This window comes from Dysosmobacter sp. Marseille-Q4140 (assembly GCA_018228705.1).
Taxonomy (GTDB): domain Bacteria; phylum Bacillota; class Clostridia; order Oscillospirales; family Oscillospiraceae; genus Oscillibacter.
Map to the genome: position 1 here is coordinate 1,044,789 of CP073694.1, position 25,739 is coordinate 1,070,527.

The 25,739-nt window shown below is 60.1% G+C and carries 25 protein-coding genes; 9 read left to right on the forward strand and 16 right to left on the reverse strand.

Going from position 1 to position 25,739, the window contains the following annotated elements; all coding sequences use genetic code 11:
• Genes KFE19_05250 through KFE19_05260 form a run of 3 tightly spaced genes read right to left on the reverse strand, consistent with a single transcriptional unit; the run spans nt 1 to nt 2,490 of the window.
• Entirely contained in the window at nt 1-750 is a 750-nt protein-coding gene (locus tag KFE19_05250) for an ABC transporter permease subunit (protein QUO38914.1), read from the reverse strand.
• Between the two features lie 5 nt (nt 751-755).
• Nucleotides 756-1,802 carry an ABC transporter substrate-binding protein gene (locus KFE19_05255; protein ID QUO38915.1) on the reverse strand — a complete coding sequence of 349 codons (1,047 nt, stop codon included), beginning with the start codon at nt 1,800-1,802 and terminating at the stop codon, nt 756-758.
• 46 nt (nt 1,803-1,848) lie between these two features.
• A complete protein-coding gene (locus KFE19_05260) occupies nt 1,849-2,490 on the reverse strand; it encodes a Crp/Fnr family transcriptional regulator (GenBank protein ID QUO38916.1) in 642 nt (213 codons plus the stop codon).
• A 182-nt stretch (nt 2,491-2,672) separates the two neighbouring features.
• On the opposite strand from KFE19_05260, the gene KFE19_05265 reads away from it, so the two are divergent.
• From KFE19_05265 to KFE19_05275, 3 genes are read left to right on the forward strand one after another with little or no spacing between them, the layout of a single operon-like run.
• Nucleotides 2,673-3,386, forward strand: a complete 714-nt coding sequence (locus KFE19_05265) for a cobalamin biosynthesis protein P47K (protein ID QUO38917.1) — start codon at nt 2,673-2,675, stop codon at nt 3,384-3,386.
• Nucleotides 3,374-4,117 carry an ATP-binding cassette domain-containing protein gene (locus KFE19_05270; protein QUO38918.1) on the forward strand — a complete coding sequence of 248 codons (744 nt, stop codon included), beginning with the start codon at nt 3,374-3,376 and terminating at the stop codon, nt 4,115-4,117. The genes KFE19_05265 and KFE19_05270 overlap by 13 nt, the downstream gene beginning before the upstream one ends.
• Entirely contained in the window at nt 4,114-5,037 is a 924-nt protein-coding gene (locus KFE19_05275; protein QUO38919.1) for a hypothetical protein, read from the forward strand. Before KFE19_05270 ends, KFE19_05275 begins: the two co-directional genes overlap by 4 nt.
• A gap of 301 nt (nt 5,038-5,338) precedes the next feature.
• On the opposite strand, the gene KFE19_05280 is transcribed toward KFE19_05275, so the two are convergent.
• From KFE19_05280 to KFE19_05305, 6 genes are all read right to left on the reverse strand, one after another.
• Nucleotides 5,339-6,505 carry an alpha/beta fold hydrolase gene (locus tag KFE19_05280; GenBank protein ID QUO38920.1) on the reverse strand — a complete coding sequence of 389 codons (1,167 nt, stop codon included), beginning with the start codon at nt 6,503-6,505 and terminating at the stop codon, nt 5,339-5,341.
• 66 nt (nt 6,506-6,571) lie between these two features.
• The gene (locus tag KFE19_05285; protein QUO38921.1) at nt 6,572-7,333 is read right to left on the reverse strand and encodes a helix-turn-helix domain-containing protein; all 762 of its coding nucleotides are present in this window, start codon (nt 7,331-7,333) and stop codon (nt 6,572-6,574) included.
• Nucleotides 7,333-8,196, reverse strand: a complete 864-nt coding sequence (locus tag KFE19_05290; GenBank protein QUO38922.1) for a class I SAM-dependent methyltransferase — start codon at nt 8,194-8,196, stop codon at nt 7,333-7,335. Before KFE19_05290 ends, KFE19_05285 begins: the two co-directional genes overlap by 1 nt.
• 8 nt (nt 8,197-8,204) lie before the next feature.
• Complete coding sequence (locus tag KFE19_05295; GenBank protein ID QUO38923.1) at nt 8,205-9,020, reverse strand: class I SAM-dependent methyltransferase; 816 nt, start codon at nt 9,018-9,020, stop codon at nt 8,205-8,207.
• A gap of 137 nt (nt 9,021-9,157) precedes the next feature.
• Nucleotides 9,158-9,331, reverse strand: a complete 174-nt coding sequence (locus KFE19_05300; GenBank protein QUO38924.1) for a hypothetical protein — start codon at nt 9,329-9,331, stop codon at nt 9,158-9,160.
• A gap of 150 nt (nt 9,332-9,481) precedes the next feature.
• Nucleotides 9,482-9,775 carry a DUF4491 family protein gene (locus KFE19_05305; GenBank protein ID QUO39530.1) on the reverse strand — a complete coding sequence of 98 codons (294 nt, stop codon included), beginning with the start codon at nt 9,773-9,775 and terminating at the stop codon, nt 9,482-9,484.
• Nucleotides 9,776-9,915: 140 nt separating this feature from the next.
• Between KFE19_05305 and KFE19_05310 the strand changes: the two genes are divergently transcribed.
• The 6 genes from KFE19_05310 to KFE19_05335 all read left to right on the forward strand — a co-directional run bounded on the left by KFE19_05310 (nt 9,916) and on the right by KFE19_05335 (nt 18,438).
• Nucleotides 9,916-10,533: a TetR/AcrR family transcriptional regulator gene (locus KFE19_05310; protein ID QUO38925.1), complete on the forward strand. Its 618-nt coding sequence runs from the start codon at nt 9,916-9,918 to the stop codon at nt 10,531-10,533.
• A gap of 78 nt (nt 10,534-10,611) precedes the next feature.
• Nucleotides 10,612-12,360, forward strand: coding sequence for an ABC transporter ATP-binding protein (locus tag KFE19_05315; GenBank protein ID QUO38926.1), 1,749 nt, complete (start codon nt 10,612-10,614; stop codon nt 12,358-12,360).
• Nucleotides 12,357-14,108 (forward strand): ABC transporter ATP-binding protein, encoded by a 1,752-nt coding sequence (locus tag KFE19_05320; GenBank protein QUO38927.1) that lies wholly within the window; start codon nt 12,357-12,359, stop codon nt 14,106-14,108. The genes KFE19_05315 and KFE19_05320 overlap by 4 nt, the downstream gene beginning before the upstream one ends.
• Nucleotides 14,109-14,258: 150 nt before the next feature.
• Nucleotides 14,259-14,882, forward strand: coding sequence for a TetR/AcrR family transcriptional regulator (locus KFE19_05325; protein ID QUO38928.1), 624 nt, complete (start codon nt 14,259-14,261; stop codon nt 14,880-14,882).
• Nucleotides 14,883-14,968: 86 nt separating this feature from the next.
• Complete coding sequence (locus KFE19_05330) at nt 14,969-16,711, forward strand: ABC transporter ATP-binding protein (protein QUO38929.1); 1,743 nt, start codon at nt 14,969-14,971, stop codon at nt 16,709-16,711.
• Complete coding sequence (locus tag KFE19_05335; protein QUO38930.1) at nt 16,708-18,438, forward strand: ABC transporter ATP-binding protein; 1,731 nt, start codon at nt 16,708-16,710, stop codon at nt 18,436-18,438. The genes KFE19_05330 and KFE19_05335 overlap by 4 nt, the downstream gene beginning before the upstream one ends.
• Before the next feature lie 4 nt (nt 18,439-18,442).
• Here the strand turns inward: KFE19_05335 and KFE19_05340 are convergent, their stop codons facing one another.
• From KFE19_05340 to KFE19_05370, 7 genes are all read right to left on the reverse strand, one after another.
• A complete protein-coding gene (locus KFE19_05340; GenBank protein QUO38931.1) occupies nt 18,443-18,901 on the reverse strand; it encodes a winged helix-turn-helix transcriptional regulator in 459 nt (152 codons plus the stop codon).
• Nucleotides 18,902-18,962: 61 nt separating this feature from the next.
• Complete coding sequence (locus KFE19_05345; protein QUO38932.1) at nt 18,963-19,331, reverse strand: metal-dependent transcriptional regulator; 369 nt, start codon at nt 19,329-19,331, stop codon at nt 18,963-18,965.
• A gap of 12 nt (nt 19,332-19,343) precedes the next feature.
• Nucleotides 19,344-21,098: an ABC transporter ATP-binding protein gene (locus KFE19_05350; protein QUO38933.1), complete on the reverse strand. Its 1,755-nt coding sequence runs from the start codon at nt 21,096-21,098 to the stop codon at nt 19,344-19,346.
• Nucleotides 21,091-22,854 (reverse strand): ABC transporter ATP-binding protein, encoded by a 1,764-nt coding sequence (locus tag KFE19_05355; GenBank protein ID QUO38934.1) that lies wholly within the window; start codon nt 22,852-22,854, stop codon nt 21,091-21,093. Before KFE19_05355 ends, KFE19_05350 begins: the two co-directional genes overlap by 8 nt.
• A 3-nt stretch (nt 22,855-22,857) precedes the next feature.
• The gene (locus KFE19_05360) at nt 22,858-24,330 is read right to left on the reverse strand and encodes an energy-coupling factor ABC transporter ATP-binding protein (GenBank protein ID QUO38935.1); all 1,473 of its coding nucleotides are present in this window, start codon (nt 24,328-24,330) and stop codon (nt 22,858-22,860) included.
• Complete coding sequence (locus tag KFE19_05365; protein ID QUO38936.1) at nt 24,327-25,052, reverse strand: energy-coupling factor transporter transmembrane protein EcfT; 726 nt, start codon at nt 25,050-25,052, stop codon at nt 24,327-24,329. Before KFE19_05365 ends, KFE19_05360 begins: the two co-directional genes overlap by 4 nt.
• A complete protein-coding gene (locus KFE19_05370; protein ID QUO38937.1) occupies nt 25,049-25,660 on the reverse strand; it encodes an MptD family putative ECF transporter S component in 612 nt (203 codons plus the stop codon). Before KFE19_05370 ends, KFE19_05365 begins: the two co-directional genes overlap by 4 nt.
• Between the last annotated feature and the right edge of the window lie 79 nt (nt 25,661-25,739).

The following is a 25,739-nucleotide window of genomic DNA, read 5'->3' on the forward strand; positions in this document are numbered from 1 at the left end:
TCACATCCTCTCCAGTGTGCGTTCTCCCCACTTCAGAAGGATCAGGAATACCTTTTCAAAAACCAGACTCACCAGCACGATCACCAGCGTCCAGGCGAACAGATCCGGCGTGTTCAAGTAGATCTTGGCCTGCTGGAGCTGTTCGCCGATGGAGCCGTCTGGCATACCGATGACCTCGGCAGCGATGCCGGACTTCCAGCACAGGCCCAGAGCGGAGCCGCAGGCCGACCGAAAGTAAGGGAGCACCTGTGGCAGATACACATAGCGGATACTGCGGAGTGTGGGGATCCGGAACACCCGAGCCATCTCCAGCAGCTGCGGATCTGCGGCCCGGATGCCGCTCAACAGATTGGTATAGAGAACCGGCAGGACGATCAGGAAGGAGATCAGCACCGCCAGATTCCTGGAGGAAAACAGGATCAGCGCCAGAATGATAAAGGAGGCCACCGGAATGGACTTGATGGCCAGGAGGGCTGGCGCCAGCAGCTCCTCCACCCGGCGGAACCGGGCGGACAGAGCCGCCAGCACAACTCCGGCCGCTGTTCCAAGCAGGAAACCCGCTGTGATGCGCACCAGGGAATACCAGATGGCGCCCCAAAAATCCAGCGTGGGGATCAGTTCCGTCAGCCGCGCCAGCACACGGAGGGGAGAGACCAGGATGATGCGCTGATCGATGGCCATGGCGCCTGCCTGCCACAGGAGCAGCCAAAAGATTACAGCCCAGGCCCGTATGGTTCGGCGGCCTTTCATGAAAGTCAGCGGCTGAAGTAAAAGGCGTCGTCAGGCAGGGCGCCGCCCACGGACTGAGGATTCTGCTCGAACAAAACCGACAGATAGCCGGACAGCTTCTCCTTCATCTCGGCTCCCTCAATGAAAACAATGTTGCACTCCGGCAGGGCCTTCTGTGCCACTTCGGCGGTGACGATCTCATACTGGCCCACCAGCTGGGCGGCCTCCTCCACATTGGAGTTGACATAGTCCACCGACTCCTGATAGTGGTCCAGGAAGGCAGATACCACCTCCGGATGCTCCTCTACAAAGGTGGTCCGGGCCACCACCACGCCAGTGACCAGGGTGGAGGGCGTCTCGCTGTCAGCCTGAAGGGCGTCCCACTCCTCCGTCAGATCCAGCGCCACCCGCAGGCTCTCGCTCTGGGCCTGGGCGGTGGTGACGAAGGGCTGGGGCAGCATGGCGATGGCGTTCTCCTCCGCCATCAGGGCGGAAAGGCACTCGGCCTGCTCGCTTTTCCACTCAATGGTCACATCCGCGGAGGGGTCGATACCGTTCTGGGTCAGCACATAATTCAGGGCGGCCTCCGGTGTGTTTCCCTTGCCGCTGGCGTAAATGGTCTTGCCCCGGAGGTCCTCCACGGAGTGTACCGTGTCTCCGCTCTCCACAATGTAAAGCACGCCCAGCGTATTGATGGCCAGCACCTGCACGCCGCCCTCGGTGTTGTTGTAAAGGACAGAAGCCAGGTTGGCGGGGACGGCGGCGATATCCGTGGTCCCCTGCGCCAGGGCGGCAGACACCTCATCGGTGGCGGCGGTGATATTAAAGTGATAGTTGTTGTCTGTGATCGTTCCACTGTCCGCTTCATTCATGAACTCCACCATGCCCATTGCGGTGGGGCCCTTCAGGGCCATCACGTTGACGTCGATCGGATCGGCCATCTCTGTCACGTCGGATGGCGTGCTGCTCGAACCGGGCGTTTCCGAGGTGCCGGCATCCCCGGCGGTGGAGCAGCCTGCCAGCAGCGCGGCAGACAGGGACAGGACACAGAGCAGAGAGAGCAATTTTTTCATACCGTTGTTCCTTTCTAAATGTTCATCATTTTGTGTCGGAGGGGTGCTAGAGCAGTTCTTCCAGCAACGGGCGGTCCTGGATCCGAATGGAATTTCCGTCCACTGCGGCCGCTCCCATGGACTGGAGCGCGGACAGCTCCCGGAAAAGGGCGGCCCGGCTGACCCCCAGACGGCGGGCCAGATCCTCCCGGGACCCGGCGAGCCTTACCACGCCCTTCTCATCCTGCTGCTCCAGGAGATGGGCAATGAGCCGGCCTCGGCAGGACTGCATCGTAAGCAGCTCGATGCGCCGGAGCAGAAACTGGACCTTCCGGTTGCACAGGGCCGCATAGCGCATGGCAAGTCCTGCATCCTGCTCCATACAGGAGAGTAGGACCGCCTTAGGAATATATAGGACTTCTGTCTCTTCCCCGCATCGCAAGACCGTTTCCAGCTCGGCGCTGGCCATCAGATTACAGACGCCAAAACACTCCCCCGCAGTCAGGGCATTGAGCTGCACATCCTTTCCATCCAGTGCCACGGAATAGACCTCCACCCGTCCGGACACGATCATCCCCACGGATGAAACGCCGCTCGGCTTGTCGCTGATGATCTGGCCCGCACGGAACCTCTTTGAGGTCACCTGCTCCAGCGGTAGGGATGCGCCCGCCAAAAAGGGTGACGATGCCAGTTTTTCCTGTATGATCATTCGCTCCAGATCACGCCCCTCCTTGGTTAGCCATCGCTAACCTACTGCTATATTCTACTCTGAAACCCCGCCGTAAGTCAAGAAAAAAAGCTTGCCGGCCAGTCTCATTTGATACTGACAATCCTGCATCTCCTGTGGTAAGCTATGGCTAATCAATCGAATTCCAAGATTGGAGGTTCACGATGCCGCGTCAAGTGCTCCTTTTCTCCGGCGCTTCCGCCGTGGGAAAGACGTCTGTTCTGAAAAGCCTGCTCCCGCTGCTGGCCCACGGCGGCATGGCGCCCTGCGTGTGCAAGATCGACTGTCTGAAAACCGGGGACGCGGATGTCTTTCAAAGCCTGGGGCTTCCCTGTGTCACCGGTTTGAGCGGGGATATCTGCCCTGACCATTTCCTTGTCTCTAATCTGTCGGAGCTGTGGGGGTGGGCGGACCGCCTGGGGCGGGACGCCCTGGTCATTGAAACGGCCGGACTGTGCCACCGCTGCTCCCCGGCTACGGAGCACATGGCCGCTGGCTGTGTGCTGGACTGCACCGCCAGCTGCAGGGCGCCGGGGCAGCTGGGTCCCATGCTCACTCAGGCGGACTTTGTGGTGCTCACCAAGATCGACATGGTGTCCCAGGCGGAGCTGGAGATCATCTCCTGGCAGATCCGCATCCTCAACCCGTCCGCGGCACTGTTCCCAGTGGACGGGCTGGCCGGTTACGGCACGGATCTGCTGGCACAGTGGCTGCTGGCCCGGCCGGTATGCACCGGTTTCGAGAGGGACGCCCTCCGACACACCATGCCCAGCGGCGTATGCTCCTACTGCGTAGGCGAGCGGCGGGTGGGCAGCGCGTTCCAGCAGGGCGTGGTGGGCAAAATTTCCTTTGAGGAGGCGCCGGTATGCGGAGTGTGACCATCCTGGCCGGCTGCGGGAAAGACGGCCGACCGGAGCCCTTTGACTCCATATCCCTGGAACGCGGGGGGCTATACACCATTGTTGGCAACACCGGCTCCGGAAAGTCCCGGTTCATCAAGGACATCGAGCAACTGGCCTGCGGAGACTCCATCACAGGCCGCCGGGTCCTGCTGGACGGAGTGCCGGTCCCACTGGCAGAGCGGCAGAGCACATCCGCCCATCTGGTGGCCCATTTGGGCCAGAATATGCGCTTTGTGCTGGATGTCAGTGTGGAGGATTTTCTTCAACTCCACGCCCGCTGCCGTGACCGGAGGGCAGCCCCGGCAGAAGTTCTGGCCCTTGCCAATGAAATCACCCCAGAACCGGTGGCTCTCCGGCAGGGGCTGAACCAGCTCAGCGGCGGCCAGTCCCGTGCGCTGATGATTGCGGATATCGCCCTGATCTGTGACAGCCCTATCGTCCTCATTGACGAGATTGAAAACGCGGGCATCGACAAGGAGCGGGCGCTGGGCCTGCTTCAGAAGAGCGACAAGCTGGTGCTGGTTGTCACCCACGATCCCCACACAGCCCTGATGGCCCGGCGGCGCATCGTTCTGGCCGGCGGCGCGGTGACCGCCGTGGTGGAGCGCACCGCCGGAGAGGCTGCCCTCTATGAAGCGCTGGGCAGGGCTTATCGGGAACAGCGACGCTATCAAACCCAGATGCGGAAAGGAGCCTACCTGGCATGACGTCTATTTTGCTCTATTGGAACCACATCTGCGTCCTGCACCGCCAGGAGAAGGCTTTCCTGGAGGACCTGGCCCAACGGCTGCGGGGGGACGGCATCCGGCTGGAGGTGCGCTATTTCGGTCTGGGATATCCGGAGCGTATGTCCGAGTACCTGGCCCGGCCGGACGCCATACTTCCGGACCTCATCGTTTCCGCCGATCTGGAGGTGTTTGAGGATCTGCGGATCTTCTCCAAATTCAAGTCGAATCTCTATCCGGCGGCTGACTGGGTCCCGCTGCGGCAGAGCCCCATGCTGAATGCGGTACAGCGGGGCCCCTGTCTTCTGCCCTTTGTCTCCATCCCGCTGGTGTACTATACCCGGGAGCCGGAGGCCTGTGCCAAGACCTCTCTGCCGGATTGGCGCGGGCTAGCTTTCGGGGGCATCAACAATTCCGCGGCAAAAACGGTGGTAAAGTCCGTGTGGGAGCGGTGGGGCCAGGTGGCCGCCGCCAAGCTCCTGGGGGAGAGTCTGGTGGCCGATATGCCAATCGGGGCCTTTCAGGCGGTGCGTCAGGGGCAGACCAGCACCGCCCTGGTTCCCTCCCTCTATGCCCTCCGAGCGGACGGCCGGGAGACCTTTCTCCGCGTCCCCCAGGAGGGGCCGGTCCTGATCCCCTCTTATCTCTGTGCCCGCGCTTCTGCGCAGGAGTGGGCGGCCCGCCGGGTGGCAGAGCGCATTCTCTCCCGTGAGCTTTGCGATTTCTATGCGGCAAACGGGGATCTGATCGTCTACCCCGCCTGCACCGGGCGGCGCAGCGGACAGGAGGCCGATTACGCCCTCTGTCCATCCGCTGCATGGCTGGAACATCTTTCTCATGTGGATTTCTACCGGCTCTATTGCACCAAACTGCCTTCCGCAATCGAGTTTGCCTACGCCTGACAGAAACAGAAGGAGCTTCCCGTTTATGGTTGGGAAGCTCCTGCTCTTTACTTCACTTCAACCGCTCCCAGGTGGCCACTGCCTAGGAAACCCGGAATATCCTGTGCGCCGAGTGGAACACGGACTTACGGATGGCGGAAACCGCGGAGAAGGTAGGCTATAAAAACCTGAGCAAATTGGCGGCAGTCCTTATCAAGCAGTTCGGCTGTCCGCCACTGGAGCATCACAGAAGGGCACGGCTCGAATGAGCTGTGCCCTTCCTCTTGCAAGTCGGTTTCGATTTTATAGGGGCCTGCCGCTGTTATCGTTCCAGCGTCCGGTCGATCCAGTTCAGAATCAGGTCCAGCATAAACCTAGTGTTACCCATGTTGCAGTGGGCCTGGCCGTTTAACGCCCGGCCGGGCACCGCAAACTCCAGGGAGCGGGTGTTTTTCAACAGGTCAATCTCCTGCTTATAGAGGGCGAAGTCCACCAGCAGGTCCTCCCGGGCGCTGAGAAGCAGCACATCCTGGGTGATCCGCTCCGCTACCGGCTCAATGGTGAAGGCCCGAGCCTTTTGCAGATACTCGTACACATCGGAGGTGCCGTAGGCGTAGTTGGAGTGCTGGATGGACCAGCGGAACAGCGGCTCCCGCTCCGCCAGGCCGGCGTAGAGGTCCAGGATGGCGTCCCGGTTGTTCTCGTCCAGCCAGCGCTCCAGCTTCGCCTGGATCTCCGCCGGCTTATCTGCCATCAGCGCGCCATAGATGCTGGGCAGCACGCTCCAGGACACCACCCGCCGGATGCGCGGCTCCATGGCTGCCGCCCGCATGCACAGCTCCCCGCCGAGGGAGACGCCGATGATGGTCACATTGTCCGCCCCATAGTGATCCAGCACCGCGCCCACCGGCTTTTCCCACTCCGGTGTGAAGGTCAGGCCGGATTTCCGCAGGGCCGCCCCCTGGCCGGGCCCCTCAAAGGCCAGCACTGTATAGCCGCCTTGTGCCAGGTACAAAAGCGCGTCGGTAAACTCCTCCAGCAGAGAGTCATTTCCGCCGTGAAACAGAATCGTACCCTTGGAGGCGCCGTCGGGCATGACCCGCCAGCAGGGCAATTCGCCGTCCGCATAGGGCACCTCCTCCCGGTGGATGGGGCCGCCCTGCTCCGCAAACAGGTAGGTAAAGTGTGTATAGAAGATCTCCCTGGCCCGGTCATAGACGGCATGACACTCCGGGGTATCCGGCACCATGAAGAACTCCGCCATCCGAAGATACCCGGCGGCTGCCGCCCAGTCCTCCCGGGCCTCCGCCTGGGCGGAAAGCTCCTTTAAGGCCCGCTCCCAGGAGGGAAAGTCCGTAATCTCCTCGCCCCGGGCCTGGACCTCCGCCGGGTCCCCGTGGTTCCACATGACCACCCGATTGAGCTGGAAATCAAAGAGCGGATGGTCGTTGAAGTGATAGGTCCCTGTGGGAAATGTAAGTGCAGACATCACAATTCCCCTTTCTTGTTGTAAGATAGGGGTATTATAGCAGGGCCTTGTTTGCTTTACTTCTGTTCATCTGCTGTTCTGGCCGAGGCCGGTCAGGAAAATCTGCTTCACCTCAGTCATGGACATGCCATACAGCTTGCGGCTGGTATCCGCCATATGGGACGGGGTGGCAAAGCCCGCATCCATGCAGACCTGGGTGAGGGAGCGTCCCGTCTCCAGCAGATAGAAGGCCCGTTCCAGCTTCAGGTTTGCCAGATAGAGATGGGGAGAGATTCCCGTATCCCGCCGGAACAGATGGGTCAGGCGGCTGGGAGACAGGTGGACGGCCCGGGCCACTTCCCGGATGGTCAGCTGCTCCAGGGCGGGGGTTGCTTTCATGTAGGCGGCCGCCTCCAGTATCCGCGGATCCTCCGCAGAGGTACGTTGCTCCTGCAATCCGAGCAGCCGCTCGGTTTCGGCAGCGGCGGCGGCCGCATCCGCCTCCGTGCGCACATCCCGCCACCGCTCCCCTACCTCGGAGGAAACAGACGTATCCAGTGTCCGCCAGGGAGCGCCCCGCAAAAGGGTGTGCTTCACACAGCGGCTCATAGGCATCAGCTCGTCGATGAACACCACCAGAGTCGGGGCCTCGCTCAAAATCGTGTGGGGGACATCAGAGCCGATAGCGATGCCCGCCGCCTCCACGGATACGCCATTCACCAGGGCGGTGAAGGGCCGCTCCATGGCAAACACCAAATGGGCGGCGAAATGCCGGTGCTCCGCCGGAGAGGGATAGCTTGCCTGGATGTAGTAGCAGTCACTGACACGGAAAATAAAGGGTTCGTTCATCAGGAACTCACCCCGTTTCTGGCTTGAAACTCCATCCGCACGATTTGCAGCTTCATCGGCCCGTCGGCGATCCCGGCCAACAAACGATGGATATTACGGATTCCCGGACCCCGCAAATCCTGATAGCCCAGCATATAACCCCGACTAGATATGGAGATGCGGTTCGACCAGGACGTCAATTCCTTCTCCGCATCCCGGACGGAGAAATACGCCCCCACATCCCGGATACCCGCCTGCTTGACCCAGGTTTTCAGCATCAGCTTCACCGCCGCCGGGCCGGCGGCGTCAAATACCAGCCGCCCGTCCGGAAACCGTTCCGCCATGGCCGCGCAGAGGGCGCGCACCTGCTCCGTCCGAAAGTAGTAAAACACGCCGGCGGCAAAGAACACCGCACCGTCCTCCGTCGGGGCGTCGATGGCGTCAAACCAGGAGAGGTCGTTCAGGTCGGCCGCCAGGTTCCGCTCCCGCTCCCCGGCGGGGAGCAGTGCCTCCCGCACCACCATGACGTCGGGCAGGTCGATGTTATAGATGTAGCACTGCCCGTTGTCACAAGCCCGGCCTGTCTGGTCCAAGCCGCAGCCCAGATTGACCACGGCGGCCTTGGGATGGGTGCTCAGGTAGTCCCGCACCTCAAAGGCCAGGTCGCTCTGCCGCATGGCGACCTCCAGGGCGCCGAAGGTCTGGAGCAGGCCGCCGGATCTTTGCTCCAGGGCGGAAAAATCATAGTCGATTTGCTCCAGCAGCTCCGCTGCCGTCTGGTCGGCAAACAACTGGGGGAACTTTCTGGTACACAGCGCCCGGCCGTACAGAGGAATCACCAATGTCTCCTGGATGGAATTCTTTTCAATGGGATGCCGCTGCATATATCCCCTCACTTCCTGCCCACCAGCAGGGCGGAGCCAGAGAGGAACAGGGTCTTTCCCTCCCAGGGCGTCATAAAACTTCCGTACGCCGTGGGGAGCAGCTGCGCCTCTTGAAAGCCATCCTCCCGCAGCTTGCGGAGAAACTCGTCCATATCCCCGTACCGGGAGGGCTCCATCAGGTCATGAATGGCAAAGACGCCGCCCCTCTTCAGTACCCGCAGGGACTCCCGCAGCAGCGTCTGCTTGTCCGCGCCGGTGATGTTGTGGTAGACGTAGTTGCTGGTCACTGCGTCGAAGGTCTCATCCGGGAAATCCAGATGGCGGGCGTCGCCTTGCTGGAAGGTGATGTTGCTCACCCCCTCTGCCCGGGCATTCCGCTCACAGAGTTTCCGGCTGTAGGAGGCGTATTCCACGCCCCAGCGGTCGATGCCCACCATGCGGCCCGAGGGGTTCCTTTTGGCACAGGCGATGGTCAACGCCCCGCTGCCGCACCCCACATCCAGGCCCACGCCGCCCTCCGGAAGTTCAATGTATGAGGCGACGCCCTCGATGATCTGCCGGGACAACTGCCGCCCGCCCTCGTAGGAAAACATCGCCCGGGCGTACAGGCTCCACGCCGCCCCCGCCAGACATCCCACAGCGCCCAGGCCCAGGACTGCTCCGGCAAGATGCTTTGCCGTCCGGCCCATGGGCAGCCGTGATCTGACTGCAGCCGCGCTTCCCGCCGCCAGTACGCCGGTGGCGGTTCCCAGCCCCACGATCATGCCCCTGGGCATCCAATTCCGATAATCTGGCTTCATGGTCATCTCCCCTTCCGGATTCATCTGCGGAGGACATGGAGATCCTGCTCCCCAGAGCAGTGAGCCCCTGCCCAGGTTTCTATGCGGGTGATACCGGTCCTCCAGGCGTACTTCACAATCTGTTTTCCAAATTGGCAGATCCTTGATGCCTTTGTTATTTCTCACTCTTCCGCATTAGGCTGGTTCTCCTGTCCATGACGGTGCCGCCCGCAGCAATGTCTGCCGCTGTGATGGCCGCAGCAGCAGCCCCCGTCCGGGTCGGTGGGGTCCAGGTGCAGGAGGTCCACCTTGACGGTGCTCTCCTGGGTGTCCATTTGATTCAAATGATCCATCATAGCATTTACTCCTTCGGAACTTTTTATTGGTAAGCATTGTATTTGCTTTTGGTTAGTTATTGCTAACCATAGCGCAATTATATAAAATTGTACCCCCGCTGTCAAGAAACCGACTGCCGCAGGACGGAAAATCCTTCCTGCGGCAGTCGGTTATTTTCTTTTAGGATTTTTGGGAAACCATCCACGCTCTACGCGATGGGCCTGTTCCTTCAGCTCCCGGATGCTCCACAGGCAGCCTGCCCCCAAAAGCCCCAAAACAATGGAGATCAGTCCCTGAACGAACAAGGCCCCACAGAGAAAGAGCAGACCCGCAATCAGAAACACCGGCCAGACCCGCTGGGTGAAGTGGTATTCGCACCAGATTACCAGCGGATGGAATGCACCGATAATCAGCAGGGACGCCGCACCCACCGCGATCCCCTCAAAGTTTAGCTGCATAAGCATCACCTCGGGGCTATTATACCAGAAACGCGGAAAAATGTAAACAGCTCTTTCCGCAGTTTCCCCTTGACAGGTTCCACCCTCCATGCTATATTGATAATTAGATTATCGGTAATCAAATTATCTATTGAGGAGGCGATTGTATGGCAGTGGCGGACCGCTCCATTGATCCCCGGATCCTGGAGAGCGCCCGAACAGAGTTCCTGGCAAGCGGCTTTGAAAAAGCGTCCCTTAAGACCATCTGCGAGGGGGCCGGAGTCACCACAGGAGCGCTGTATAAGCGCTACAAGGGAAAGGAGGAGCTGTTCTGTGCGGTGGTGGAACAGACGGTGTCGGACCTGTACGAAGTGGCCCATGCCCGGGGGGATAAGGACCCCACGGCCATGTCCAACCAGGAACTGATCAAGGCGTGGGACATGGATGGGGCGGACATGATGTGGTGGTTCCGTTTCCTCTACGACCGGCGGGACGACTTCTATCTGCTGCTCTCCTGCTCCCAGGGGACCCGGTACGCCAACTTCCCCCACGATTGGGTGGAGCTTCTGACGAAGGCCACCAGCGCCTATCTGGCGGAGGCCCAGCGGCGTGGCCTGTGCCGGAACGATGTAGAGCCGGCGGAGCTGCACATCCTGCTGTCCGCTTTCTGGACCACGATTTATGAGCCCTTCATCCATCACTTCACCTGGGAACAGATCGAGGCCCACTGCCGGATCGTCTGCGGCCTGTTCAACTGGCATGGCGCGCTGCATTTTCAGAAATAGGGAAAGCCTCTCCAGCGGAGAGGTTTTTCACCGGCCAAGAGTTAGCAATAACTAATCTCAAAAAAAGGAGGTTCGACTGTGTTTCAAAAAGTTTTGGAGTATGCGGGCGAGTATCGGAAGACTACCTATCTCTCTATGGCGGTGATGCTCATCGGCATCGTCATGAATGTGCTCCCCTTCCTGTTCATCTACCAACTGATCCGGCCCCTGCTGCTGGGAGAATCGCTGGAGCTTGGATACGCGGCGTGGCGGGTGGCAGCCATCGCCGTCTGCGGGATTCTGTACGCTGTTTTGTATGTGAAAGGCCTGTCCCTCTCCCATCGGGCGGCCTACAACACCCTGAAAAACCTGCGGGCTTCCCTCCAGGGAAAGCTGGAGCGGCAGCCCCTGGGCGTGATCCAGGAGAAGGGCGTGGGCGCCTTGAAGAAGATGTTCATTGACGACATCGACTCCATTGAGCTGCTGCTGGCCCATGCCCTGCCGGAGGGGCTGGCCAATCTGGCGGTGCCTGCCTTTGTCTTTCTCGCCATGTTCTTCGTGGACTGGAAGCTGGCACTGCTCTCCCTGTGTGCTCTGCCGTTGGGTCTGGTGGCTATGATGGCCATGTACCGCGCCGGCACCAGCAAGATGGGAGCCTACTATGCCTCCGCCCAGAAGATGAACAACACCATCGTGGAGTACATCAACGGCATGGAGGTGGTGAAGGTCTTCAACCGGGATGGGGAGTCCTACCAGCGCTTTGAGCAGGATGTGCGGGGCTACCGGGACTTCACCCTGGCCTGGTACAAGGTCTGCTGGCCCTGGATGGCCCTCTACAACAGCATCCTGCCCTGTGTGGCCCTGTTCACCCTGCCCATCGGGGCGTACCTGGTTTTGGTAGGATACTCCACCCTGCCGGACTTCGCCCTGGTGCTGTGCATGTCCTTCGGCGTGGGTGCGCCCCTGCTGCGGGCACTGGGGTTTATGTCCACCCTGCCCCAGATCAACTACAAGATCACCGCGCTGGAGCAGCTGATGGGCGCACCGGCTCTGGAGCAGACAGAGGCAGGCTTCTCTGGTGAGGATCACTCCGTTTCCTTTGAGGATGTCCGCTTTGCCTATCAGGAGGACGAGGTGCTCCACGGCATCTCCCTCACCGCGCCGGAGGGGAGCCTCACCGCCCTGGTGGGGGAGTCGGGCAGCGGCAAGTCCACCCTGGCCAAGCTCCTGGTCCACTACTACGATGTGACCGGCGGGAGCATCCGCGTGGGCGGCCAGGACATCCGGGAGATGAGCGTGGAGGCCCTCAACGACCAGATCTCCTATGTGGCCCAGGAGCAGTTCCTGTTCAACATGAGCCTGCTGGAGAACATCCGCCTGGGCCGTCCGGAGGCCACGGATCAGGAGGTTCTGGCCGCGGCGGAGAAGGCCCAGTGCGGGGAGTTCCTTGCCCGGCTGGAGAATGGCATCCACACCATGGTCGGGGACGGGGGCAAAATGCTTTCCGGCGGGGAGCGGCAGCGCATCTCTCTGGCCCGGGCGATCTTGAAAAACGCCCCTATCGTGGTGCTGGACGAGGCCACCGCCTTCATGGATCCGGAGAATGAGGAGAAGATGAACGAGGCCATTGCCGAAGTGATCCGGGGTAAGACAGTCCTCGTCATCGCCCACCGGCTCCACTCCATCGTGAATGCGGATCAAATCTGCGTGCTGGAGCAGGGCACTGTGGCCGATGTGGGCACCCACGAGGAGCTGCTGGGCCGCTGCCCGGCGTATCAAAAGCTCTGGCAGGCTGCGGAGGACAGCGCCCAATGGGGCGTGAATCAGAGAGGAGGCGCGGTACAATGATCCAACTGATGAAACGGATTCTGGCGGTCTCCGGCCGGTATAAGCGGCGGATCCAAATCGCCTTTGTCTTTTCGTTCCTGAAATCCCTGCTGGCCAAAGCGCCGATCATGCTGGCGTTCCTGGTGCTCTCCAGCTTTTACGAGGGGACCATCACCGCCGGCGACTGCCTCTGGTACGGCATCGCCCTGGTGGTCTGCGTCTTGCTTCAGGTCCTCTTTCACCACATCGCCGACCGGCTCCAGTCCGCGGCGGGTTTCCTGGTATTTTCGGACATGCGGATGGATCTGGGTGCCCACTTGCGGCGGATGCCCATGGGCTACTTCACCGAGGGCAACATTGGCAAAATCAGCTCCGTCCTTTCCTCCGACATGGTGTTCATTGAGGAAAACTGCATGACCGTACTGGCGGACATGATGAGCTACATTTTTGCCCAAGCCATCCTGGTGGTCTTCCTGCTCTGCTTTGACCTCTGGATCGGTCTGGCAGCCCTTGCGATCATCGGCATCGTGCTGCTCATTGCCCGGGGCATGAAGCGTGAGGCCCTCCAGGACTCCGTGGCGCGGCAGGAGCAGAACGAGAATCTCACCGAGGCGGTGCTGGACTTCGTGGAAGGCATCGGGATCATCAAGACCTACAATCTTCTGGGAGAAAAGTCCCGGGAACTGACCGATAACTTCCAAAGGAGCTGCGACACCAGTCTTCAGTTTGAGGAGGACCACTCCCCCTGGCAGCTGCGGCTGAACCTGGCCTACGGCCTGGGGGCGGCGGCCATCGAGGCCATCGCCCTGGCGCTGGAGAGCGCCGGACTCATGAGCGTCCCCTACCTGGTGGGCATCATGCTCTTCGTCTTTGACCTGTTCGGCCCCATCAAGGCCCTGTATACCCAGGCCACCCGGCTGACCGTCATGAACAGCTGCATGGACCGGATCGAGGAGGTCTTTCACGAGCCGGAGCTGCCGGACGACGGCCGGGACTCCATCCCGGATACCGGCGAAGCCCCGGAGGTGGAGTTCCAGCATGTGCGCTTTGCCTATGGGGAGAAAGAGGTACTCCACGACATCTCCTTCTCCCTGCCCCGGAACCAGATGCTGGCCCTGGTAGGACCCTCCGGCGGGGGCAAATCCACCATCGCCAACCTGCTCACCCGTTTCTGGGATGTGAAAGGCGGCCGGGTACTGGTTCGAGGAAAGGACGTGCGTGAGGTGAAACTCTCTGACCTAATGGACCACATCAGCATGGTGTTCCAGCGGGTCTATCTCTTCCAGGACACCATCTACAACAACATCGCCATGGGCCGCCCGGACGCCACCCGGGAGGAGGTGCTGGAGGCGGCCCGCAAGGCCCGGTGCTATGACTTTGTGATGGCCCTGCCCGACGGGTTCGACACAGTGATCGGTGAAGGGGGCGAGAGCCTCTCCGGTGGGGAGCGGCAGCGGATCTCCATTGCCCGCTGCATCCTGAAGGACGCCCCTATCGTCATCTTGGACGAGGCTACTGCCAGTGTGGACACAGACAATGAGAGCTACATCCAGCAGGCCATCTCAGAGCTGGTGAAGGGCAAGACCCTGCTGGTCATCGCCCACCGGCTGAACACCATCCGGGGCGCGGATCAGATCCTCGTCGTATCCAATGGGGAGATCGTTCAGCGGGGCACCCATCAGTCGCTGATGGAGGAGGGCGGTATCTACCGGAACTTCGTCACCGTGCGGCAGCAGAGCCGGGGGTGGAACCGCCAAGCCGGTGCATAGCAGAAAATCCATCATAGGTTTGGGACGCAGTGCCTTTCCGGCGCTGCGTCCCTTTTTCTGCACAGGACTTGACAATGAGAATACAGTATGCTATATTCATAACATCGTTTTATAACAATGTTTTGAATATGCTGTAAAGAAGGTGAAGGTATGGCAAAGCAGAAGCCCGGCGTCTATGACCGGGTGCTGGAGTGCGCCAAGGACGAGTTTTTGTCCAAAGGCTTTCTGGACGCCTCCCTGCGGGCTATCGCCCAGGAGGCGGGCACCAGCACCGGGTCCATCTACACCCGCTTTGGGGACAAGGAGGGTCTGTTTCGGGCGATTGTAGAACCGGTGGTGGACGAGTTCCGGGCCATGTTCCGGGAGATCCAGGAGAGCTTCCACCAGCTGGATGGCGAGACGCAGAAAGCGGAGATGGGGCAGTACACCGCCCGCCATCAGATGGACCTGCTGGACTACATCTACGACCACTTCGATGTGTTCCGCCTCCTGCTGGACGGGGCCCACGGCACCCGGTTCGCCTGTTTCCTGGACGAACTGGTGGATATCGAGGTGGAGTATACCTACCAGTACATGGAGGTCATCGGCTGTGAGAGCGTGAAGTCCGGCCAGGTGACGGAGGAGTTCATCCACATCATCGTCACCGCCTATTTCAACGGCATGTTCGAGGTGGTGCGCCACAACATGGACCGGGCCGCCGCCCATCGCTATGTGAAGATGCTCAACGACTACCATATGGCGGGCTTCGGCACTGTGTTCGATCCCCAGCCCTGAATCAAGCAGGCTGTCCCCCCTTCTGGGTGCAGCCTTTTGATTTCACAGAAAGTTAGCAATCACTAACCATTAAGGAGGAATTCACGATGAAGCAACAAAATCCCATGCTTCGGCTATGGGAACTGGGTGAGGCACAGCACGGCAGCCTGATTCAGGCCATCCTGTCCGCCGTGGTGGGGGTGCTGTGCGGCATGGCCCCCTACTTTGCCGCCGCTCAGATCATCCTCGGTCTGTTGTCCGGAAACCAGGAATTTTCGTTCTACCTGATCTGGTGCGCCGTGGCCCTGGCGGGGTTTCTGCTGCGGGCCAGCCTCTACTCCCTGGCCCTGTCCATTTCCCACAAGGCTACCTTCTCCATTCTGAAGTCCATCCGGGAGAAAATTTTGGAGAAACTCCCCAGAATGCCTCTCGGCACCATCCTGGATACCTCCAGCGGCCAGATGAAGCAGGTCATCGTTGACCAGGTGGAGAGCATGGAGCGGCCCCTGGCCCATCTATTGCCGGAGATGACCGCCAACGTGCTTGGGCCGGTGTGCATCCTCGTCTACCTGTTCATATTGGACTGGAGGATGGCCCTGCTGAGCCTGGTGTCCATCCCGGTGGGCATGGCCTTCATGATGGCGGTAATGGCCAACTACGGCAAGCAGTACGAGGGCTCCGTCAAGACCACCCAGGCCATGAACAGCGCCATCGTGGAGTACATCGGCGGCATTGAGGTCATCAAGGCCTTCAATCAGGGGAAGCAGTCCTACGCCCGGTTTTCCGACAGCGTAAAGGCCAACGCCTCCTACTTCTACCACTGGATGAAAAGCTGCCAGCTGCCCATCTCCCTGTCCAAGGCCATCTCCCCCACCACCATGATCACCATTTTGCCGGTGGGCTGGCTCCTGTATGCCGGCGGGAGTCTGCCGGTGGAGACCTTCATCACCACCATCGTGCTGTCCCTGGGCATCGCCGGACCGCTGCTCTCCGCCATGGACTTTGTGGATAGTCTGGCTAAGGTAGGCACCATCGTGGGCTCAGTGGACGAGATTTTGAACGGTGAGGAGCAAGACCACGGGAACGCCCCGGTGCAGTTCCAGGGGCGGGACATCGCCCTCTCCCATGTGTCCTTCGGCTACCACGCGGACAAGGAGGTCCTCCACGACGTGTCCCTCACCATCCCCGCCGGCACCATGACTGCCTTTGTGGGCCCCTCCGGCTCCGGCAAGTCCACCATCGCCAAACTGATCGCCGGGTTCTGGGATGTGTCCGCCGGTACCATCACCCTGGGCGGGCAGGATCTGAAGAAAATCCCGCTACCCCAGCTCTATGACCAGGTGGCCTTTGTGTCCCAGGACAACTACCTCTTTGACGAGAGCGTCCGGGAGAACATCCGCATGGGCCGCCCCAATGCCGCCGAACAGGAGGTGGAGGCTGTGGCTAAGGCCGCCGGGTGCGACGATTTCATTCGGGCCCTGGAACAGGGCTATGACACCATCGTGGGCGGAGGCGGCGCCCACCTCTCCGGCGGGGAGCGGCAGCGCATAGCCATCGCCCGAGCCATGCTGAAGGATGCTCCTATTGTCGTTCTTGACGAGGCCACCGCCTACATTGACCCAGAAAACGAAGCCCTGGTCCAGCGTGCAGTGGGCAAGCTGGTTGCGGGCAGGACGGTGCTGGTCATCGCCCACCGGCTGAGCACCATCACTGGCGCGGACCAGATCGTGGTGGTGAACGGCGGCCGCATCGAGGCCACTGGCAAGCACGAGAAACTGTTGGACACCTGCCCCCTCTATCGGGAGATGTGGCAGGCCCACATGGGGGTAAAGGAGGGCGAGCAGGCATGATCGAGGTTTTGAGAAAGATCTGGCGTTTTGCCGGCGAGGAACAAAGAAACATCCGCAAGTCCATGGTGCTGGGGTTCTTTTACGCCATCTTCCACATGTTCCAGATCGCGGCCATCTATGTGGTGGTCCTGGCCCTGGTGGACGGCTCCACTTCTGCCGCACCGGCCTGGCAGGCCCTGGCCCTGCTGCTGGTCAGCATTCTGGGCCGGGCGATCATGAATCGGTTCAGCCAGCTGCAGCAGACTCACGCCGGGTATTTCATGGTGGCCAACAAGCGCCTCCACATGGGTGATAAGCTCAAGCGCATTCCCATGGGTTATTTCAACGACCAGAGCTTAGGGGAACTCACCGGCATCGCCACTACCATTCTGGACGAGGTGGAGAGCGCCGGGGCCATGGTGTTGGTCACGATCCTGGGCGGGCTCATCAATTCCGCCGTCATGCTGCTGTGTGTCCTGTTCTGGGACTGGCGCATTGGCCTGCTGGCCTTGGCTGGAATGGCGCTGTACCTGCTGCTCCTCTCCCGCATGGAAAAACAGTCCGCTAAAATCGCCCCCAAGCGCCAGCGGGACGAGGCCCGGCTGGTGGAGGCGGTGCTGGAGCAGCTCCAGGGCATGAGCGTCATCAAGTCCTTCAACCTCACCGGCAAGGGGGACAAACGGGTTCGTCAGGCCCTGGAGGACAGCCGCAGCAACAATCTGGCGGTGGAAAAACTGTTCACTCCCTACATCTGGGCTCAGGAAATGGCCCTCCACCTGTTCAGCGTGGTGATCCTGGCGGCCGCTGTGTGGCTGTATCTGAGCGGCAGTCTGACACTGGCCAATGCCCTGATGTCCGTGATCATTTCCTTCTTGATCTTCTCCCAGATCCAGTCCGCGGGCAGCGGCGTGTCCGCCCTGCGCCTGGTGGGCAGCTCTATCGACCACGCCAACCAGGTGGACGGCATCCCGGAGATGGATCAGAACGGCGCGGCGCTCCATCCGGACTCCCACGACATCGTGTTCGACCATGTGGACTTCTCCTACGGCAGCCGGCCCATCCTGAAGGATGTGTCCCTCACCATCCCGGACAGGACCACCACCGCCATCGTGGGACCCTCGGGCTCCGGCAAGACCACCCTCTGCAACCTGATCGCCCGGTTCTGGGACGTGGAGGGCGGCCGGGTCGCCATCGGCGGCCGGGATGTGCGGGAATACACGTTGGAATCCCTGATGGATCAGGTGAGCATGGTGTTCCAGCGGGTGTATCTCTTCCACGACACCATTGAGAACAACATCAAGTTCGGCTGTCCCAACGCTACCCACGAGCAGGTGATGGATGCGGCGAAGAAGGCCTGCTGCCATGATTTCATCTCCGCCCTGCCGGAAGGGTACGACACGGTCATCGGTGAGGGCGGGGCTACCCTGTCTGGCGGTGAGAAGCAGCGGATCTCCATTGCCCGGTGCCTGCTGAAGGATGCCCCCATCGTCATCTTTGACGAGGCCACCGCCAACGTGGATCCGGAGAACGAGGACCAGCTCCAGAAGGCCATGGAGGCCCTGACCCGGGAGAAGACCGTGCTGATGATCGCCCACCGGCTGAAAACCGTCCGCAGCGCCGACCAGATCCTGGTGCTGGATCAGGGCCGCATCGTCCAGCGGGGTACCCACGGGGAGCTGATCGGCCAGGAGGGCATCTACCGGAACTTTGTAACTCAAAGGGCCGAGGCCGGCAAGTGGTCGCTGTAAATCTTTATGAAAAATCAGCGCCAGGCTGCAACAATCTTGCGCAGCCTGGCGCTGATCCAGTTATTGTGATGCGAGCCGCTGTTTTCACATAAGCCGGATGCCTGGGATCCTCCTCCAACTTTTTTCTCAGCCGCCAGGTGGTATTCTTCACGGAGTTTGTCCCGTGCAGATATTCCTCGCCCCAAGCGGCCTCATAGAGCTGCGCTTTGGAGAACACCTGCCCAGGTCGGTTGGCCATGCAGTAGAGCATGGTGTATTCTCCATGGTTGAGGTGTACTTCCTTGCCTGCCATGAACACGCGCCGGTGCTTGTGATAGATCTCCAGCTCTCTGATACGCAGCACGGGGGCAACCAGGGCAGCGATGCTGACCACCTCCGCCCTTTTGCCATTCAGCGCGTCCATGACGGCCTGGAACACGCTGCCGTCCGGGTCGGCAGCCCGGATAATGATAATTTCATCCACAATTTCACCCCCAATGGCAAAGGGAGGCGGCCGCCTGCACGGCCTCCTCCCTTTGCTGTGCTTACGATTCTGGTTTCGCGGCAGCTTTCAGCCTCTCGAAACTTTCATCACTGATGACGTGCTCGATCCGGCAGGCGTCCCGTTCAGCTGTTGCCGGGTCCACGCCAGCGGCAATCAGCCGGTCGGTAAAGAACCGATGCTTTTCATAGATCTGCTCCGCCACTTCTCGCCCTACATCGGTGAGATGCAGAAAATAGCCCTCGTCCATCGTGAGAAAGCCTCCGTCCCGCAGGGTCGCCACCGCATTGCAGACGCTTGGCTTTGTGACCTCCAGATGCCGGGCCACATCTACAGAGCGCACCATGCCTTTCTGCTTTTGGAGTACCAGAATGGCCTCCAGGTAATCCTCTCCAGATGCGTGGAGTTTCATGGCGTCCTCCCCTCAGGCGGATATTTTTTGCTCTGCCTGCCACATGGCCGCGTACTTCCCGTTCTTGGCCAGCAGCTCCTCATGGGTACCGGCCTCTGCGATCTTCCCGTCTGCTACCACCAGGATCTGGTCCGCATTCTTGACAATGGACAGGGTATGGGCAATCATCACCACGGTCTTTTTCTCCTTGAGCAGATTGGCAATGGCCTGTTTCACCGCCAGCTCGTTCTCGATGTCCAGGGACGCCGTAGCCTCGTCCAGCAGCAGAATGGGACTGTTTTTCAAAATGGCTCGGGCAATAGAGATGCGCTGGCGCTCGCCGCCGGAGAGCAGATTGCCATTCTCCCCTGTGGGGGTATCATAGCCCTTCTCCATGCTGCGGATAAAGCCGTCGCAGTTGGCCTCCCGGCAAGCCGCCTCGATTTCCCCATCGGTGGCATCAGGGCGTGCGTGGCGGATATTGTCACGGATGGTGTCATCAAAGAGGAACACATCCTGATCCACCATGGAGATCTGCTCCAGCACCCGCTCCGCCGCCACACGGCCCGTGGGCCTGCCGCCGATGGATATGGTGCCGCCGCTCGGCTCATAGTATTTGGCGATCAGGTTCAGGATGGTGGACTTGCCGGAACCGGAGTCCCCCACGATGGCGGTGAGCTTCTGGTCTGGCACCGTAAAGGTGGCCTGTTTCAGCACAGGCTCTCCGGGGACATACGCAAAATCCACATGGTCAAAGGTGATCTCATGGGTATCCGTCTGGAACGGCTCCATGCTGCCGCTCTCCTCCGGCTCCTCCATAACGCCCAGGATTTTGCTTTTGGAGATCATCAGGTTTTTGTAGCTGGTGAGGTCCACAAAGATGGTGTTGGCCAGTTTCGCGCAGAACAGGGGCAGCATGCAGATCAGCAGGTAGGACACGGTATCCAGTGTCCCGGCCGCCCATGGCGCATACGCTGCCCAGATGACCAGCGGGCAGGCCAGCCAGGTCAGGATGCTCAGTCCCGCCCCCACCGGGAGCACCTTGGCCTCATACACATAGCTGATGCGGCAGAATGCCCGCATGGCGTCAATGACGGTTTTATTCTTCAGGCCACCCACACCGTAGGCCCGGAAGGTCTGGATACCGGATACATACTCCACAATGCTGCTGACATTCTCCGCACAGATGTCGTTCTTCTCCTGGCCGTATTTCCGCACCATGCGGAAGGATAGCCACAGGCCGGGAATCAGCAGCAGATCAGCCGCCAGCAGGATCAGTCCCGCAGGGACGTAGACGGTCATGACAAACACGATCAGCATGATGGACAGGGCGAAGCTCTTCGCCAGGTCCCCGATTTTATGGGTCAGGATCTTTTCATAGTTGTTGACGTCGCTGGTGATAGTGTTGATGTAGTCGCCGGTCTGCCCCTGAGTAAAGCGGGACAGCGGGATACGCTTGAGGTGGTCCCCCATGAAGAGGCGGATGTTCCGGCTGACCTCCGCACCGCCGATTTGGGCCTTGGTATAGCCATAACTGTAAATCAGGATACGGAGCAGGAATATCCCGGCGATCACCCCGGTCAGCACCAGGGCCTGATCCATGTCAAACTGGCCAGACCACAAGAATTGCATCACCGCATAGAGCAGCATGAAGAGGCTGCCGGAGAGCATGCCTTCCAGCACAGTCCCTGCAACACCAATATAGAAATTCCGATTCTTCTTCAATACCTCGTGGCCCAGGCCACCCTCTTCGGCTCCTATGGAGCCATTCACCTTGTACTCACGCATTGCCCGCGCCCCCTTCCAGCCGATAGGTGATGTTCCGGGCCTTTTCATAGTCCTCCCATGCTTTCCGGTAGTAGGCGTTCTTTCGACGGACTTCCTCATGGGTTCCGATGCAGGTAATCGTGTGGTTTTCCACCACGGCCACCCGGTCGCACAGTTTCAGAGCACTGAGCCGGTGGGCCACTACGATGACGGTCTTGCCCCTGCAGAGGTTCTGAATGGCTTTGTCGATCTCCATTTGGTTTTCCGGGTCGGAGGCGCTGGTGGCCTCGTCCAAAATCAGGATCGGGGCATTTTTCAGGATGGCCCGTGCAATGGCGATGCGCTGCTTTTCGCCGCCGGAGAACCGGGAGCCGAAGCTGCCCACCTTGGTGTCGTAGCCATCCGGCAGGGACATGATAAAGCCGTCGATCTGGGCCTCTTTCGCGGCAGCCCGCACCTCCTCCAGACTGGCGCTGCTCCCCATGCGGATGTTCTCCAAAACGCTGTCCCGGGTCAGGAAGGTCTTTTGAAACACGATGGCCACATTTTTCAAGATGGTGTCGTAGTCCAGCTCCTTCACATTTTTCCCGCCGATCAGCACATCGCCCTCCTGCACATCATAGAACCGGGAGACCAGTTCAATGATGGTGCTCTTGCCGGCGCCGGACTGCCCCACCAGGGCCATACGCTCGCCGTCCTGGATCTTCAGGTTGACGCCCTGCAGCACGTCAGTCTTGCCGTCGTAAGAAAACCGCACATTCCTCAGCTCAATGTCGTGGTTCTCTGGGAAGTCGCTCCCGCCCTGATAGACAGGAATGTCCAGAATCTCTTTTGCCTTGGTAACGGCGCCCAGCACATTGGCGAAGTTGGTTCCCAGTTCCTGCAGAGGCCGAATCTCCGTCAGGTACAGGGAACCCACATAGAGGAACAGCAGAAAAGCGCTGGCCGTCAGGGAGCCTCTCAGGAAAAACATCCCGCCAAGAGGCACCATCAGCAGCATGCCGCACTCGATGATGACCACAAAGGCCGCATAGGGCGGCCCCATCCGCCGGGAAGTTTCATTCCACATGGCGTTTTCCTCGCGGATGGCATCGGAGAATTTTTGAAAGGACTTGCTCCCCATGTTGTAGGCCTTGATCAGTTTCATGCCGTTGATGTACTCGATCATGACGGAGTTCAAGGTGCTGATGGAGCGGTTGGCCCGGTCCATCAGGTCATCCGTATTGCGGAACATGACCCCCATCACAGCGACGGCCAGGATCAGCGGCACCAGAGAGACCAGCGCCAGGGGGATATTGACGGTCATCAGGTAGGCGAAGACCACCACCGGCCCCACCAGATAGCACACCAGATCCGGCAGGTTGTGGGCCAGGAACAGTTCCAGTTTCTCAATATCCTCGTTCAGCACCGTCTTGATGTCCCCGGTGCGCCGCTCATTCAGCGCCCCCAGGGGCGCCCGGGCCATGTGCTCCGCCACCATGCAGCGCACCTTGAACAGCGCCCCGTAGGCGCCCTTGTGGGCCGCCACCCCGGAGCCGCCGAACAGCACAAAGCGCAGAGTCACCGCCGCCGCGATCATTGCCACGATCCGCACCACCAGTTCCCTGGTACAGGTTCCGTTGAAGGCGGCGTCCATCAGCTGATAGATCCCCATATAGGGGACAACAATGCACAGCCCGCCGGCCGCTGACAAAAAGACTGCCAGAAACAGCCAGACCTTCTGCTCCCCCGCCCAGTGGAGCAGCAGGGCCACACGGTTGACTTTTTTCTGTTTCATCGGTCACCTCTCCTTTCCATTTGAAACAGAGAACAGCTCTCTCAATTTCGGGAGGGCTTCCATGATAACGGGTACATCATCGGGCATCTCGCCCTCGTCAAAATGCAGGACCCGGGAGCAAGTGCGGCAGACAAATTCAAAGTCGTGGGTGACGATGAAGATGACCTTTCCCATGTCGGATAGGCGGCGGATCAGCCCCGCCACCTGCGCCATGCTGTCAAAGTCCAAGCCGCTGGTGGGTTCATCGAATACCAGCAGGTCTTTCCCGCAGATCATGCTGACGGCCACGGCCACCCGCTGTTTCTGACCGCCGGACAGGGTATTGGGATGGCGCTCCCGGTATGGGGCCAGCCCCAGTTCCTCCAGGGTAGCGTCTACCAAGGCTCTGTCCGGGTTCCGGATGCCGAAGGAGCACTCCGCCTCCACGCTCTCGGCGAACAACTCGTAGTTCACATCCTGCATCACCATGTAGGATTGCTTGAGCCGGTCCCTGCGCTCCATCGGCCCGCCATCCCACTGGAACTGACCGTCACAGTCCTTGTGGAGCCCGCACAGGGCCCGAGAGAATGTGGTCTTTCCGGCCCCATTGTGGCCCACCACGCCGATGACCTCTCCCCTTCCGGCGGAAAGGCCGATCCCGTGAAGGATGGTGCGCCTCTTATAGCGCAGGGAGACATTTTTCAGCGACAACACCGTTTCCCCGACTGGAGCACGACTGGGTGGCGGAAGGACATCCATCAGATCTGTGGCCCGCAGCCCCATCCGTTCCCGCTGGTCCTGGGACAGCCGACGGAGCTCTTCCGGTGTGAATATCCCTTTGATCTCTCCTCGGTCCAGATACACGATCCGGTCTGCTATGTCCATCAGGTAATAGAGCCGGTGCTCTGCGATCAGGATGGTCTTGCCCTGGCCCTTGACCAGCCGCAGATGCTCCCGCAATTCTTGGATGGAGGTCATGTCCAGGTTAGAAGATGGTTCATCCAGCAGATAGATCTCCGGGTTCATGGCGTAGACGGATGCGAATGCGATCTTCTGCTTTTCCCCGCCGGACAGCTCAAAGATATTGCGGCCGCGAAGGCTCTGGATGCGCAGATCCTCCGTCGTCTGCTCCACGCGCTCCGCCAGTTCCTGGGGCGGCCGGGCCTCATTCTCGATGCCGAAGGCGATCTCGCTGTCCGTGTCCACGTTAAAAAACTGCGTTCTGGGATTCTGGAACACTGACCCCACCTTGGCGGCGATCTGGTACATGGGGAGGCTGCTGATCTCCTGCCCGTCTACCAGCACACGGCCCTGAAGTTCTCCCTGGTAAAATTGAGGGATCAGTCCGTTCACCAGCCTTGTGATGGTAGTCTTGCCGCATCCGCTGCGCCCACAGAGCAGGACGCACTCCCCATCCGCGATGGTCAGGTCAATGTCCCGGAGGCCGTCATGCTCCTGCCCCTGATAGGTAAAGGATACCTGTTTCAGTTCGATCATCCAAATACCCCCTTCCCATAGAGGCCCGCCGCGAAAAAGGCGCCAAAACAGAGGATTGCCAGCGCATCCGCAAACCTCATACGAATCTGCACCAGGCAGGTCCTGGGTTTTGGGTTCTCGATTCCCCGGGTGATGGAGGCGATGGACAGTTCATCCGCCGCCTTGGACGCCGCCATCATCAGCGGGACATAGATACACTCCACGGTCATGCCGGGATGGGTCAATAGCCCTTTCAGGGACGGCGACACGTCCCGCAGCCGCATGGCGTCCTTGATGAACCGCCAGTCCTCCTGAATGGTGGGGATATAGCGGAGCATGACCGCCAGCGGGATCACCAGCTTTTTCGGCGCATGCGCGCGGTTCATAGCTGACAAAAACTCGCTGACCTTAGTGGTGGAGATGACGATGCCTGACAGCACCCCGCAGGGGTACACCTTGTGGAACAGGCCGAGGAATGCGATGAACATGGTGCGCCAGGTCCCGGTCATGGTGTCCATGATCCAGAAGGTGATCAGGACAATCAGCCCGTAGAACGCCGCGCCCTTCCAGGCGTACTTCCACTTTCCGCAGCAGGCGCCAAACAGCCCAATCAGCACCACGAGTCCCAGCTCATAGTACAGGGACGGGGCTATCATGGCGGAGAGGATGCAGAGCAGGAGCAGCAGGATTTTCGTCCTTGGATCCAGCCAGAGTCTTTGCCGTGGGGATGTTCCGCCGTTCATGCGGTGATCCCAGCCTTCTCGAACTGTTTCTTCAGCATCTTGCCGCCGACCCACCCGCTGAAGGCCGCGATGACCAGCGTGCCGACGACGATGACCGCCAGCAGCCAGGAGGGCGCGGAGGCGCTCATGGTGTCAATGTAGGACTGCTCCGTGCCGTTATCCAGCATGGTGCTGGCCCAGCCCTCCGGGTCGATAAAGAATACCACATAGGTGTAGATGCCGCCCAGGGAGATCAGCATGTAGGACAGCAGGTTGATGGCCTTGTTGCGGTAGTGACCGGCGCCGGCCACAAGGTCCGCAATGATCCCCATGCCGATGTACCCCAGGGAGAACGCCCAGTGCATCCCCGTGGCAAACCAGATGATTCCCATGATGATGCCGAGGATGGTGACGCTCCAGCGTTTCTGCACCTTAGCGACCATCAGCAAATAGATGGGGCCGCACAGCAGCGCCGCACCCATGGGCATGTAAAAGGTCAGAACCGGGTTTGGCGCAAAGGGCAGACCGCCAATCAACGTAAAGACAAAAAAGATGGCGCTGAAAATACCAGTGGTCACAAGGTCCTTGACCGTAAGGCCCTTCTTCAGTGAATTGGCTTGGTTGCTCATAGTTTTCCTCCTGTTTCATAACGTGTTGACTTTTCATAGGCGATGTGCTACCATTCGGTTAGATGTCGCTAACCATCGC